The organism is Cupriavidus sp. GW823-FHT06D04, from assembly GCF_058795055.1.
The window spans coordinates 18620-31408 of sequence record NZ_JBXAHL010000003.1; the positions used below are offsets into that span (position 1 = coordinate 18620).

Annotated in this window: 13 protein-coding genes; 9 read left to right on the forward strand and 4 right to left on the reverse strand. The window is 66.7% G+C overall.

All coding sequences use genetic code 11. The features are described 5' to 3' along the window. Window positions 1-32 precede the first annotated feature (32 nt). The 7 genes from fliM to nadC all read left to right on the forward strand — a co-directional run bounded on the left by fliM (window position 33) and on the right by nadC (window position 4839). Complete coding sequence (gene fliM, locus AC1Q7H_RS06150; RefSeq protein WP_013952212.1) at window positions 33-1052, forward strand: flagellar motor switch protein FliM; 1020 nt, start codon at window positions 33-35, stop codon at window positions 1050-1052. Continuing rightward, window positions 1045-1494 carry a flagellar motor switch protein FliN gene (gene fliN / locus AC1Q7H_RS06155; RefSeq protein WP_013952211.1) on the forward strand — a complete coding sequence of 150 codons (450 nt, stop codon included), beginning with the start codon at window positions 1045-1047 and terminating at the stop codon, window positions 1492-1494. The genes fliM and fliN overlap by 8 nt, the downstream gene beginning before the upstream one ends. Continuing rightward, complete coding sequence (fliO, locus tag AC1Q7H_RS06160) at window positions 1491-1946, forward strand: flagellar biosynthetic protein FliO (RefSeq protein WP_013952210.1); 456 nt, start codon at window positions 1491-1493, stop codon at window positions 1944-1946. Before fliN ends, fliO begins: the two co-directional genes overlap by 4 nt. Next, a complete protein-coding gene (fliP, locus tag AC1Q7H_RS06165; protein WP_013952209.1) occupies window positions 1943-2728 on the forward strand; it encodes a flagellar type III secretion system pore protein FliP in 786 nt (261 codons plus the stop codon). The genes fliO and fliP overlap by 4 nt, the downstream gene beginning before the upstream one ends. A gap of 40 nt (window positions 2729-2768) precedes the next feature. Next, a complete protein-coding gene (gene fliQ, locus AC1Q7H_RS06170; protein ID WP_010810398.1) occupies window positions 2769-3038 on the forward strand; it encodes a flagellar biosynthesis protein FliQ in 270 nt (89 codons plus the stop codon). 58 nt (window positions 3039-3096) lie between these two features. Next, window positions 3097-3882: a flagellar biosynthetic protein FliR gene (gene fliR / locus AC1Q7H_RS06175; RefSeq protein ID WP_013952208.1), complete on the forward strand. Its 786-nt coding sequence runs from the start codon at window positions 3097-3099 to the stop codon at window positions 3880-3882. A 123-nt stretch (window positions 3883-4005) separates the two neighbouring features. Then, complete coding sequence (gene nadC, locus AC1Q7H_RS06180; RefSeq protein WP_013952207.1) at window positions 4006-4839, forward strand: carboxylating nicotinate-nucleotide diphosphorylase; 834 nt, start codon at window positions 4006-4008, stop codon at window positions 4837-4839. Window positions 4840-4947: 108 nt separating this feature from the next. Here the strand turns inward: nadC and AC1Q7H_RS06185 are convergent, their stop codons facing one another. Then, window positions 4948-5493, reverse strand: a complete 546-nt coding sequence (locus AC1Q7H_RS06185; RefSeq protein WP_041228799.1) for a MarR family winged helix-turn-helix transcriptional regulator — start codon at window positions 5491-5493, stop codon at window positions 4948-4950. Window positions 5494-5847: 354 nt separating this feature from the next. On the opposite strand from AC1Q7H_RS06185, the gene phnN reads away from it, so the two are divergent. After that, window positions 5848-7653, forward strand: a complete 1806-nt coding sequence (gene phnN, locus AC1Q7H_RS06190; RefSeq protein ID WP_013952205.1) for a phosphonate metabolism protein/1,5-bisphosphokinase (PRPP-forming) PhnN — start codon at window positions 5848-5850, stop codon at window positions 7651-7653. A 43-nt stretch (window positions 7654-7696) separates the two neighbouring features. Beyond that, window positions 7697-8689, forward strand: a complete 993-nt coding sequence (locus AC1Q7H_RS06195) for a tripartite tricarboxylate transporter substrate binding protein (protein WP_153953871.1) — start codon at window positions 7697-7699, stop codon at window positions 8687-8689. Window positions 8690-8711: 22 nt separating this feature from the next. On the opposite strand, the gene AC1Q7H_RS06200 is transcribed toward AC1Q7H_RS06195, so the two are convergent. From AC1Q7H_RS06200 to AC1Q7H_RS06210, 3 genes are all read right to left on the reverse strand, one after another. Beyond that, the gene (locus AC1Q7H_RS06200; protein ID WP_492381052.1) at window positions 8712-9941 is read right to left on the reverse strand and encodes an RtcB family protein; all 1230 of its coding nucleotides are present in this window, start codon (window positions 9939-9941) and stop codon (window positions 8712-8714) included. Between the two features lie 75 nt (window positions 9942-10016). Next, the gene (locus AC1Q7H_RS06205; protein WP_013952202.1) at window positions 10017-10982 is read right to left on the reverse strand and encodes a threo-3-hydroxy-L-aspartate ammonia-lyase; all 966 of its coding nucleotides are present in this window, start codon (window positions 10980-10982) and stop codon (window positions 10017-10019) included. 78 nt (window positions 10983-11060) lie between these two features. Then, entirely contained in the window at window positions 11061-12695 is a 1635-nt protein-coding gene (locus AC1Q7H_RS06210; RefSeq protein WP_492381053.1) for a methyl-accepting chemotaxis protein, read from the reverse strand. Window positions 12696-12789 lie beyond the last annotated feature (94 nt).

The window sequence follows — 12789 nt, forward strand, 5'->3', positions numbered from 1 at the left end:
TCCATAACGCCGCACAAGGGGCAGGACACTAGATGGCCTACGACAAGTTCCTCTCGCAAGACGAGGTCGACGAGCTGCTCAAGGGCGTATCCGGCGAAGCCGATACGCCCAAGGCCAGCGAGCCTGCGCTCGACGAGGGCGGTGTGCGCCCCTACAACCTGGCCACGCAGGAACGCATCATCCGCGGCCGCCTGCACACGCTGGAGATCATCAACGAGCGTTTTGCGCGCTCGATGCGCACGGCGCTGTTCAATTTCATTCGCCGCGGCGCTGACATCACCGTAGGCAGCATCAGGATCGAGAAATTCGGCGACTTCGCGCGCAACCTGCCGATGCCGACCAACCTGAACCTGGTCCACCTGAAGCCGCTGCGCGGCACGGCGCTGTTCGTCTACGACCCGAACCTGGTGTTTCTGGTGGTGGACAACCTGTTCGGCGGCGACGGCCGCTTCCACACCCGCGTGGAAGGCCGCGACTTCACCCAGACCGAGCAGCGCATCATCCAGCGCATGCTGGAGCTGACGCTGGCCAGCTACGGCAACGCCTGGCGCACCGTGCACCCGATCGAGACTGAGTACATCCGCTCGGAGATGCACCCCAAGTTTGCCAACGTCGCCACCCACAACGAGGCCGTGGTGACCACCGCCTTCCATATCGAACTGGGCGCCGTCGGCGGGCAGCTTCATGTCTGCCTGCCGTACTCGATGATCGAGCCGCTCAAAGACCTGCTGATGAATCCGCTGCAGGATGAGAAGGAAGTCGACAAGGGCTGGGTCACGCAACTGTCCACGCAGCTGCGCGCGGCCGAGGTGGAGCTGGTGGCCGAGTTCGCGCACCTGCAAAGCACCGTGGCCGAAGTGCTGGCGATGCGCGCCGGCGACGTGCTGCCGATCGAGCTGCCGGAGAAGGTATTTGGCAAGGTGGACGGCGTGCCCGTCATGCAATGCGGCTTCGGCACGATGAACGGCCAGTACGCGCTGCGGGTAGAACGAATGATCAATCACCAGGACGGCGATTCCCACCTGGACACCGAGGACAGCGATTATGAGTGACGGCATCGAGGACAAGCCCGTCGATCCGATGGACGACTGGGCCAGCGCGCTGGCCGAGCAGACCAGCGCCACATCCGCCGCAACCCCCGCAGCTGCCGCACCGGCGGCCCAACCCGCGGCCACCCCGGCCGCCGCCACCGTGTTCCAGCCGCTGGCGAAGGAAGCGCCGAGCGGCTTCCGCAACGATATCGAGATGATTCTCGATATCCCGGTGCAGCTGACCGTGGAACTGGGCCGCACCAAGGTGCCCATCAAGAACCTGCTGCAGCTGGCGCAGGGCTCGGTGGTGGAGCTGGACGGCCTGGCCGGCGAGCCGATGGACGTGCTGGTCAACGGCTACCTGATCGCGCAGGGCGAGGTGGTGGTGGTGAACGACAAGTTCGGCATCCGCCTGACGGACATCATCACGCCGTCCGAACGCATCCGGAAGCTGAACAAATGACCATACAGACGCGCGCCAGCCTGGCCGTGCTTGCGGCGCTGCCGGGGGCCGCCATGGCCGCCGACGGCACGCATGTGCCGGCCATCAGCGGCGCGGCCAGCCTGGCGCAGGCCGGGCTGGGGCTGTTCGCCATCGTCGCGCTGATCCTGGGCATGGCCTGGGTGGCCCGGCGCGCCGGCCTGGTGCGTCACGCCACCGGCGGCGCGATGAAGGTGGTCGGCAGCACCATGCTGGGCGCACGCCAGCGCCTGGTGCTGGTCGAGGTGGGCGATACCTGGCTGGTGCTGGGCGTGAGCCCCGGCGAAATCCGGCCGCTGCATACCCTGCCTGCGGGCACCACCGCAGCCAATCCCCTCGCCGCCACCGGCGGTGCAGGCCCTTCGCAACAGCCGGGTGGCGGCACCTTTGCCGAAAAGCTGCTGCGCTCGATGCAGGATCACCTCAAGTCATGAATTTCCCGCGTGCCGCGCTGCGGCGCCCGCTGCCGGGCCCGCTGCTGTCCCTGCTCGCGCTGATGCTGGCCGTTGCCGCGCTGGTGCCCGCACAGGCCTGGGCCCAGACACTGCCCGGCGTCGTCAGCAAGCCCGCCCCGGGCGGCGGCCAGATCTGGTCGCTGCCGGTGCAGACGCTGCTGCTGCTGACCTCGCTGTCGTTCCTGCCGGCGGCGATGCTGATGATGACCGGCTTCACCCGCGTCATCATCGTGCTGGGCCTGCTGCGCAGCGCACTGGGCACCGCCAGCTCGCCGCCCAACCAGGTGCTGGTGGGCCTGTCGCTGTTCCTGACCTTCTTCGTGATGGCACCGGTGTTCGACCGCGTCTACAACGACGCCTACAAGCCGCTGTCGGAAAACAAGATCAGCCTGGAGGCCGCCGCGGCCAAGGCCGCGGAGCCGCTCAAGGCCTTCATGCTGCGCCAGACCCGCGAGAAAGACCTGGCCATGTTCGCGCAGATGGCCAAGGCGCCGGAGATGCAGGGCCCCGAGGAAGTGCCGCTCAGCATCCTGGTGCCGGCCTTCGTCACCAGCGAGCTGAAGACCGCGTTCCAGATCGGCTTCACCATCTTCATCCCGTTCCTGATCATCGACCTGGTCGTTGCCAGCGTGCTGATGGCGATGGGGATGATGATGGTGCCGCCGGCCACCATCTCGCTGCCGTTCAAGCTGATGCTGTTCGTGCTGGTCGACGGCTGGCAGCTGCTGCTGGGTTCGCTGGCACAGAGCTTCATGAACTGAGGCAGCCCCAGCTCCCGCCACACACCGCAGACTCCGAGCCATGACACCCGAGACCGTAATGACCATCGCCACCCAGGCGATGAAGATGACCCTGCTGCTGGCCGCCCCGCTGCTGCTGGTGGCGCTGGCCGCCGGCCTGGTGGTCAGCCTGTTCCAGGCCGCGACGCAGATCAACGAGATGACGCTGAGCTTCATCCCCAAGCTGATCGCGCTGTTCGCCACCATGGTGCTGGCCGGGCCGTGGATGATCAACTCCATGGTCGACTACATGCGCGAAGTGTTCCAGAGCATTCCCGCGCTGGCGCACTGACTGCGGCCGCGCTCGCTGTCGTCACCCCCTCGCCCTCCCTGCCCGCTGACTCCCCGCCGTGGTCGAATTCACCTCAGCCCAGCTCTACAGCTGGCTCGTGGCGTTCCTGTGGCCCTTTTTCCGGCTCCTGGCCCTGATCGGCACCGCGCCGCTGTTCGGTGAGTCCACCATCCCGCGGCGCGCCAAGATCGCACTGTCGGCGATGATTGCGATGGTGGTGTCGCCCACCATCGCGCAGCTGCCGGTGGTGCCGGTGTACTCCTTCGGCGGTCTGATGATTATTCTCAACGAGATCGGCATCGGCCTGGCCACCGGCTTCGCCATGCGGCTGGTCTTTGCCACCGTGCAGCAGGCCGGCGAAATCATCGGCCTGCAGATGGGCCTGTCCTTTGCCTCGTTCTTCGACCGCGCCGCAGGCGGCCAGACCATGGTGCTGTCGCGCTTCCTGAATCTGATCGCGATGCTGCTGTTCCTGGCGCTGGACGGCCACCTGCTGATGCTGGGCACGCTGGTCGACAGCTTCAACGGCCTGCCCATCGGCGGCACGCCGCTGTCCGCCGGCGGCGCCATGGCCGTGGCCCGCGCCGGCGGCATGGTGTTCTCGTCCGGCCTGCTGCTGGCGCTGCCGATGATCGCGGCGCTGCTGACGCTGAACCTGGCGATGGGCATCCTGAACCGCGCCTCGCCGCAACTGTCGATCTTTGCGGTCGGCTTCCCGGTCACGCTGTCGGGCGGGCTGCTGGTGCTGATGCTGGTGATGCCGCAGATGGGCACCTACATGCAGCACATGATCGAGGCGGGGCTGGAGGCGGTCGGGACGGTGCTGGGGCAGTTTGCGCGGTAGGTTTGCGCTTTATCTTAGATCTCGAATATTACTTGACATGGCGCACGGAAGGGCTAGTATTGCGCTATGTACTTCGATCTCTAAGATTTATGAGGTACCGCAACCACCGTTCAGGAGCCCTTCATGTACGACATTTTCGCCACCGACAAGCTGATCGATCTCTGGCTGACCGAAGACATCGGCATCTGCGACTTGACCGTCCAGACCATGATTGAACCGGGAGAGACCGGCACCTTCTGCATGAACGCCCGCGAGCCGATGCTCATCGCCGGCATCGACGTGGCGGCACGCATCTTCGCGCGCTACGATCCGACGCTGTCGGTCGATGTGCGCGTCGCCGACGGCGACAAGGTTGAAAAAGGCGCGGTGCTGCTTAACGTGAGCGGCAATGCACGCAGCGTCCTGACGGCCGAGCGCACCGCGCTGAACATCATGCAGCGGCTGTGCGGCATCGCCAACCATACGGCAACCTATGCCCAGGCCATCGCCCATACCAGGGCGCGCCTGATCGACAGCCGCAAGACCACGCCGGGCCTGCGAGCGCTGGAAAAGCACGCGGTGACCTGCGGCGGCGGCCTGAACCACCGGCTGAGCCTGGACAACGGCGTGATGATCAAGGACAACCACATCGCCGTGTGCGGCAGTATCGCTGCCGCCGTGGCACGCGTGCGCCGCAAGCTGCCCGTGCTGACCAAGCTGGAAGTGGAATGCGACCGGCTGGAACAGGTGCACGAAGCCCTGGCAGCCGGTGTCGACGTGATCATGCTGGACAACATGTCGGTGCCCGACATGAAGGAAGCCGTGCAGATCGTCAATGGCCGGACCAAGGTCGAGGCCTCAGGCGGCATCCGCCTGGAAACGATCCGGGCCGTGGCGGAAACGGGCGTGGACTACATCTCCACGAGCAAGATCACCCAGTCCGCCCCTGCCGTCGACATCGGGCTCGACGAAGCCTGACACCGGGGGGAACAGCCCCCCAATCGCTCTGACCGATTCACGCCTTCTACCCAAGGCATTCACCCTTGCCGGTCTCGCCCGGCGAGGGTCTTTTCCGTTGCGGGTCGTCTACAGATCCGAGAGCAGGCGCCCTACCTCCTGTGTGGACGGGACCCGCCGCCCATGTTCTGCCGACGCGACTTCGTCGGCGACCAGCCGCTTCGCAATCGTGATCAGCACGCGACGCGTGGTCAGCACGTCTTCTTCGCTCACACCTTCCACGCTGAGTTCGTTCACCTCGGTCGCCAGCGGTTCAAGCTTGCGGCGCAGCGCGCGTCCGGTCTTGCTCAGGAACACATGCACCTTCTTCTTGTTGCCGGGAAGATGCGTGCGTTCCACGTAGCCCAGCGCCTCCAGCGCCTTGACTGCCGCAAACGTCGTCGGCTCGGTCACGCCGGCCCGTTCACTCAACTCTCGCTGCGACACGCCGTCATGGCGCCACAGGATGCGCAGGATGGTCCAGTGCCCATACGAAACCGAATGCTCCGCCAGGCGCAACTGCAGCGCCCGGATATAGGCCCGGGCGGCATCCTTCACCAGGTGGGCAAGCCGTTCTTCATCGGCTTCATCCGCAGGCGTGATCGGGACCGGAGCATCCGGCTTCTTTGTGGCCATAGTCGTGAGGGAAAGTAGAGCGTATGCATGCGGCACCGGACGGCCCGGCGCCAGCGACAGCGCACATGATAGCGCCTCCGGCGCTGGCACGCCGACACCACCGCTTCATCGGCAACGCCTCTCCATGTAGCGTTCACTCCATCAGTGCACCATGCCCGCAACCCATGCACGGGGCACCGTCACCGCGCACCCTGCTCCCCGTGTTTTCCCCTATAAGCCCGCGAATCCCGCGTACACACTGGATTTGCGGGCGCTGGCTCGTTGCTTGCATTAACTTAGACATCGAACTTATCTTGACACCCCCTTGGCCGGTGCTAGCATAGCCACATAACTTCGACATCTAAGGTAATTCTCATGAAGGCGACCGGCACATTCTTCTTTGTTGTGGGGCCCAGTGGCGCTGGCAAGGACTCCCTGATCGACGGTGCACGTGCCGCGCTCGATGACGATTACGTTTTTGCGCGGCGCGTCATTACCCGCCCTGACGGCTCTGCTGGCGAAGCGCACGAAGGTGTCACGGAGGCCGAGTTCGCGCGGCGCCAGCGAAGCGGAGAGTTCTTGGTGACCTGGGACGCGCACGACCTGTGCTACGGATTGCCCCGCTCCCTGATGCTCGAACTCGAACGCGGCCGCAACGTCGTGGCCAATGGCTCGCGAGGCGTCATCGCCGAACTTGCGGCCCGCCTGCCCCGCTTCGTCGTGATCGTGGTGACGGCACCGCATGACGTGCTTGCGCAGCGCATTGCCGCGCGCGGGCGGGAATCTGGCGACCAGGTTGCCAGCCGCGTGGCACGCGCAGGGGCTCCGGTGCCGCCACACGTCCCGTGTATCACGGTGTCGAACGACAGCACGCTGGAAGCGGGCACGGCACGCTTTGTCGAAGCCTTGCGCAACGGCACCGGGGCATCCGCCGCCGAACGGCCGGCCAGCCGAACCAACCTGATGGCCAAGCTGCGCGGCGATCCGCTCGACGAAGCTGCCTACGTCGCCGTGCTGCAGGACGCCATCGCCGGGCGGTACACCGAGGCAGAGTTGACCGAGTTCCTCGTTGCCGCCACCCGCACGCTCACAGACGAGGAAGTGGTGGCACTGGCACGCGCGCGTACCGCCTTCACACCCCGCATCGACTGGGACGAACCGGTAGTCGTCGACAAGCATTCGATGGGGGGCGTTCCCGGCAGCCGCATCACGCTGATCGTGGTGCCGATCGTCGCCGCCTACGGGCTGGCGATGCCCAAGACATCGTCGCGCGCGATCACCTCTGCCGCCGGCACCGCCGATGCCATGGAGACCATCGCACGGGTCGACCTGGCGCATGAAGACGTGCGCCGATGCGTGGCCCAAGCGCGCGCATGCATTGCCTGGAACGGACGGCTGAACCATTCCGTGGTCGACGATGTGATGAACGCCATCACGCGGCCGCTGCGCCTGGATTCGCGGCGCTGGTCAGTGGCGTCGATCCTGTCGAAGAAGTACACCGCCGGCGCCACCCACGTCATCGTCGACCTGCCCTATGGGCCGCAAACCAAGCTGGCAACGCGCGCCGACGCCGAGGCGCTGGGCGCGCTGTTCGAACACGTCGGCAAGGGACTGGGCCTGCACGTACGCGCACTGGTCACTGACGGCAGCCGCCCGATCGGGCGCGGCATCGGCCCCGCACTGGAAGTGCGCGACGTCCGCCTCGTGCTCGACAACGCGCCCGATGCACCCGCCGACCTGCGTGAAAAGGCCCTGCGCTTTGCCGGCGAAATCATCGCATTCGATCCCCGCGTGGACTCCCCCGAACACGGCATGCAAATTGCGACCGCGCTGCTGCATGAAGGCAAGGCCAGAGCCGCGTTCGATCGCATCGCCGCTGCGCAGGGCGCTCGCGCCGATCCAGTGGCGCCGGGTACGCATACGCAGGTCGTTCCCGCCGCCACGCAGGGCCGGGTCACGGGCATCGATGGCCTGCAGATTTCCGGCGTGGCGCGCGCCGCCGGGGCGCCGCGCGATGGCGGTGCAGGCGTCGACATGCTGTGCACGATCGGTGCAAAGGTAGCGCCAGGGCAACCCCTCTACCGTATCCACGCCGGCTCCGCGGAAGCGCTTGAGGCGGCTGCGGCACTGGCGCGCGCTGGCGGCGAGTACTGCCAGGCGGTGCGTATAGACCCCGATTGACCGGCTTTTCCGCTTCCTTCACCCTAACCGACGAGGCATATCAATGAGACCCCTATCCGTCGTCAGAAGTCTGGCATCGCTCCTGTTTGTCGCAGGCAGCCTGGGCACCCTGCCCGGGCGCGCCGAAGCCAATATCGCCAGTACCTTCCCGCAAAAGCCGATCCGCGTGGTGGTAACGTTCCCGGCCGGAGGGGGGACCGATTCCCTTGCGCGCCTGATTGGGAATGACCTCAGCAAGTCGCTGGGGCAGCCCGTGGTCGTCGACAACCGGCCCGGCGCCAGCGGCAATATTGGCGCCGAGTTCGTCGCCAAGAGCCCTGCCGACGGCTATACACTGCTCATCGTCAACAGCAGCTTTGCCATCAACCCGAGCGTCTTCAAGAAGCTGCAGTTCAATCCCAAGTCCGATTTCAGCGCCGTCATCACCTTCGCGTCGGTGCCATCGGTGATCGCCGTGCCATCGCACTCGAAGCTCCGCACCTTCAGCGACCTGCTGGCGGCCGGCAGGAGCGGCTCACCCCCCAGCTACGCGTCGTGCGGTAACGGCACCCCGCAGCATCTGGCCGGCGAATTGCTGAAGGTCTCGGCAAAGATGGATATGCTGCACGTGCCGTACAAGGGTTGCGCTCCCGCCATCGCCGACGTGCTCGGCAACCAGGCCGATGTCAGTGTCAACACGCTGACCAACACCATCCCCTACCTGAAAAGCAACAAGCTGCGCGCGCTGGCCGTCACCTCGAAGGCGCGCTCGCCGTTCCTGCCCGACGTACCAACTGTCAGCGAGCTTGGCGTGGCCGGCTATGACGTCGACCAGTGGTTCGGCATCCTCGCCCCGGCAAATACGCCGCCCGAGATCGTGCAAAGGCTGAACACGGAAATCGCCAGGGCCATCGCCAGGCCTGAGATCAAGGCATCGCTGACGCAGCTCGGCTTTGCCACGACGACAAGCACGCCCGCTGAATTCCAGAAGCTGGTGAGTTCCGACATCGATCGCTGGCAGAAATTCGCGACGAAAATCAATCTGCTCGTCGACTGACCCCCCTGGGGCACCGGCCCACTCACCCCTTCACGCACACCACCTGCCGCAACGTGTGCACGATCTCCACCAGGTCAGCCTGCGCCGCCATCACCGCGTCGATGTCCTTGTACGCCATCGGGATCTCGTCGATCACGGCGGCGTCCTTGCGGCATTCGACCCCCTCGGTCGCATGCACCTGATCGGCCACGGTGAAGCGGCGCTTGGCCTCGCTGCGGCTCATGGTGCGGCCCGCGCCGTGGCTGCATGAGCAGAACGATTCCGGGTTGCCCTTGCCGCGCACGATGAACGAGCGCGCGCCCATCGACCCCGGGATGATGCCCAGCTCGCCCACGCGCGCGCTGACCGCGCCCTTGCGCGTGACCAGCACCTCGGCGCCGAAGTGGTGTTCCTTCTGCACGTAGTTGTGATGGCAGTTGACCGCCTCCAGCCGCGCCTGGAACGGCCTGCGCAGCACGCGCTGCGCCGCTGCCAGCACCGCCTCCATCATCAGCTCGCGGTTGCGGCGCGCGTAGGCCTGAGCCCACGACACGGCGAAGATGTAGTCCTCATAATGCTCGGAGCCTTCGACCAGGTAGGCCAGGTCGCGGTCCGGCAGGTTGGCGAGGTGCTTGCGCATGTCCTGCTGCGCCAGCGAAATGAAGGTCGTGCCGATGGCATTGCCGACGCCGCGCGAGCCGCTGTGCAGCATGAACCAGACTGACTGGGCCTCGTCCAGGCACACCTCGATAAAGTGATTGCCGGTGCCGAGCGTGCCCAGGTGATTGCGATGGTTGGTACGCGCCAGGTGCGGATACTTGTCGGTGATGCGACGAAAGCCCGGCGCCATTTCGGCCCATGCCGCGTCAACGGGCGCCGGGGCCGAGCCCCAGGCACCCTGGTCGCGCCGTCCGCCTTGCGCGGTGCGGCCGTGCGGAACGGCGTGCTCGATCGCGCTGCGCAGCGGCCCGAGGTTGTCGGGCAGGTCAGCGGCGGTGAGCGAAGTCTTCATGGCCATCATGCCGCAGCCGATGTCCACGCCCACCGCGGCGGGAATCACCGCGCCCACGGTCGGGATCACCGAGCCGATGGTCGAGCCCTTGCCCAGATGTACATCCGGCATCACCGCGAGATGGCGGAAGATAAACGGCATCCGCGCCGTGTTCAGCAGTTGCTCGCGGGCAGCGCTTTCCACCGGGACGCCGCGCGTCCACAGCTTGACCGGCTTGCCGGCGCCGGTGTCCAGCACGTCATAGTGGCGCTTGTCCGTCATGGCCACTCCTGGCATTGTCGTCGCGGATTGCAGGTTAGACGGCCGGGGCCAGTCCAGGATTCCCTGCCGCCCGACTCAACCCAGCAGGAAGCTGCCAAAGGCGCCCAGGTCGACATTGCCGCCCGAGATGATGACCCCCACGCGCTTGCCCTTCACATCCAGCTTGCCGTGCAGCACCGCGGCGGCAGCCAGGCAGCCGGTGGGCTCGACCACGATCTTCATGCGCCCGGCGAAGAACTTCATGGTGTCGACCAGTTCGGCATCCGACACCGTGGCGATGTCCATCACCAGCTCGCGGATCACGGCAAAGGTGTGGTTGCCCAGAAACGGCGTCTGCGCGCCGTCGGCGATGGTGCGCGGGGTGTCGATGCGGACGATTTCGCCGCTGCGCAGGCTGCGCTGGCCATCGTTGCCGGCCTCAGGTTCGACGCCGTACACGGCGCAGCCGGGCGACATCGCCTGGGCCGCCACCGCGCAGCCAGAAAGCAGCCCGCCGCCGCCCAGGCACACCACCAGCATGTCCAGCGGGCCGGTTTCCTCGAACAGCTCCTTGGCGGCCGTGCCCTGCCCCGCCATCACATGCGGATGGTCATACGGCGGAATCAGCGTCATGCCGCGCTCGGCGGCGATGCGCCGGCCCAGCGCCTCGCGATCGTCCTGGTAGCGGTCATACAGCACCACTTCGGCGCCATAGCCGCGCGTGGCTTCGATCTTGATCGCGGGGGCGTCCTGCGGCATCACGATCACCGCCTGCACGCCCAGCAACCGGGCCGACAGCGCGATCGCCTGGGCATGGTTGCCGGAAGAGAACGCCAGCACGCCGCCCGCCTTCTGCTGCGGCGTGAACTGGGCGATGGCGTTGTAGGCGCCGCGGAACTTGAAGGCGCCGATGCGCTGGAAGTTCTCGGCTTTGAAGAACAGCTGCGCGCCGGTGGCCGCGTCCGCGGTGGCGGAGGTCAGCACCGGGGTGCGGTGGGCCGCCGCGCGGATGCGTTCGTGGGCGGCGGCGACGTCGTCGAAGGAGATAGGCAGGGCGGTCATGGCGATGGCAAGGAGGCTGGGACCGGCCAGTTTACCCGCCCCGGGGCCATCTTGCAGCCACGCCGCCCCGGCGTGGCGCTATGCCGCGGCCAGCCTGTGCGCCGCGCGCCGCTGCGTGGCCAGCGTATCGGCACCCAGGTGCGAGGCGCCGCCTTCGCCCGGCAGGCGGAAGAACGCCACCACCTCAGTGAGTTCGCGGCCCTGCTCTTCCAGCGCGCGCGACGCGTTGGCAGCTTCGTTCACCAGCGACGCGTTCTGCTGCGTCACCTGGTCGATCTGCGCGATGGCCTGGCTGACCTGCTCGATGCCGCGGGTCTGTTCGGCGGACGCCGTGGCAATCTCTTCCACGATGCCGGTCACGCGCGCCACCGCCTGGGTCACCTCGGCCATGGTCTGGCCCGCCTCTGATGCCAGCGACGCACCGTCGTGCACCTGGCGTCCCGACGCCTCGATCAGGTCCTTGATCTCCTTGGCCGCGCTCGAGGAGCGCTGCGCCAGGCCGCGCACCTCGCTGGCCACCACGGCAAAGCCGCGGCCCTGCTCACCGGCACGCGCCGCCTCCACCGCCGCGTTCAGCGCCAGGATGTTGGTCTGGAAGGCAATGCCTTCGATGATGCCGGTAATCTCGGCGATCTTGGACGAACTGGCACTGATGTCCTGCATCGTGCCGACCACGCGCTGCACCGTGGCGCTGCCGCGCTGCGCCACGTCGGCCGCGCTGCGCGCCAGCTCGCTGGCCTGGCGGGCGTTGTCGGTATTCAGGCGCACGGTCTCGGTCAGCTCTTCCATGCTCGCCGCGGTTTCTTCCAGCGACGCCGCCTGTTCCTCGGTGCGGCTGCTCAGGTCAGCGTTGCCGCGCGCGATCTCGCTGGTGCTCACGGCAATATTGCCGCTGCCTGCACGCACCTGGGTGACGGTGGCGGTGAGGCGCTCGTTCATGTCGCGCAGCGCGGCAAGCAGGCGACCGGTCTCGTCATCGCGATCCACCTCGATACGTGCGCCCAGGTCGCCGCTGGCCACGGTGCCGGCCACGTCCACGGCGCGCTGGATCGGCCGAGTGATGGCACGCGTGACCAGCAACCCGCCAACGACAGCGATCGCTGCCGATACCAGGGAAATCAGGATCAGCAGGTTGCGCTGGCGCTCATAATCCGCCTCCAGCCTGCGCTCCATCTCCTTCTGGCGCGTCTTGGTGAACTCCGCATAGGCGTCGGTCGCCTTGATCAGCGCCGCCAGCAGCGGGCGGCAGTGCTTGTCGATACGGGAGACGGCTTCCTCGATCTTGCGCTCCACCGCCAGGCCGACGATGCCGGTGGCGACCGGGCCATACTGCGCCTCGACCTTCGCCACCTCCTCCACCAGCTTGCGCGCCTCATCGCTGATGCCGGGCTGGCGCACCATCTCATTGAGCCGCGCCAGGCGGGTCTGCACGTCCTGGTGCGCGCGCAAGGCATCGGCCTTCTCGCGCTCCAGTTCCGCCGCATCGGTCACCAGCACCAGGTTGCGCGCCGCGATGGCCCGCCGGTCCACCGCGCTGCGCACTTGCGCGGCCATGTCCGCGCGGGCATTCAGCCCGTTCAGGTAATCATTGAAACCTGCGGTCGCATCGCCGAGCGCATGCAGCGAATACGCGGACACCACCAGCACCATGCCCGCCAGCGTGCCGAACCCGGCCAGCAGCCGCGTGCGGATAGACAGACTCCTGAAATTCATGATCACTCCCCTCACCGTCCAATAAGACGTATGCGCTTCGTTTGTTTTGAATCCAACCCTGCATGCCCGACTGCTGCATGCAACACTGCGCGCC

What these genes read in the sequence shown, in the direction of transcription:
- fliO (WP_013952210.1), top strand. Translation starts at nt 1,491, where the DNA reads ATGACCATACAGACGCGCGCCAGCCTGGCCGTGCTTGCGGCGCTGCCG.
- phnN (WP_013952205.1), top strand. Translation starts at nt 5,848, where the DNA reads ATGAAGGCGACCGGCACATTCTTCTTTGTTGTGGGGCCCAGTGGCGCT.
- nadC (WP_013952207.1), top strand. Translation starts at nt 4,006, where the DNA reads ATGTACGACATTTTCGCCACCGACAAGCTGATCGATCTCTGGCTGACC.
- AC1Q7H_RS06195 (WP_153953871.1), top strand. Translation starts at nt 7,697, where the DNA reads ATGAGACCCCTATCCGTCGTCAGAAGTCTGGCATCGCTCCTGTTTGTC.
- AC1Q7H_RS06210 (WP_492381053.1), bottom strand. Translation starts at nt 12,695, where the DNA reads ATGAATTTCAGGAGTCTGTCTATCCGCACGCGGCTGCTGGCCGGGTTC.
- fliN (WP_013952211.1), top strand. Translation starts at nt 1,045, where the DNA reads ATGAGTGACGGCATCGAGGACAAGCCCGTCGATCCGATGGACGACTGG.
- AC1Q7H_RS06200 (WP_492381052.1), bottom strand. Translation starts at nt 9,941, where the DNA reads ATGACGGACAAGCGCCACTATGACGTGCTGGACACCGGCGCCGGCAAG.
- fliP (WP_013952209.1), top strand. Translation starts at nt 1,943, where the DNA reads ATGAATTTCCCGCGTGCCGCGCTGCGGCGCCCGCTGCCGGGCCCGCTG.
- fliM (WP_013952212.1), top strand. Translation starts at nt 33, where the DNA reads ATGGCCTACGACAAGTTCCTCTCGCAAGACGAGGTCGACGAGCTGCTC.
- AC1Q7H_RS06205 (WP_013952202.1), bottom strand. Translation starts at nt 10,982, where the DNA reads ATGACCGCCCTGCCTATCTCCTTCGACGACGTCGCCGCCGCCCACGAA.
- fliQ (WP_010810398.1), top strand. Translation starts at nt 2,769, where the DNA reads ATGACACCCGAGACCGTAATGACCATCGCCACCCAGGCGATGAAGATG.
- AC1Q7H_RS06185 (WP_041228799.1), bottom strand. Translation starts at nt 5,493, where the DNA reads ATGGCCACAAAGAAGCCGGATGCTCCGGTCCCGATCACGCCTGCGGAT.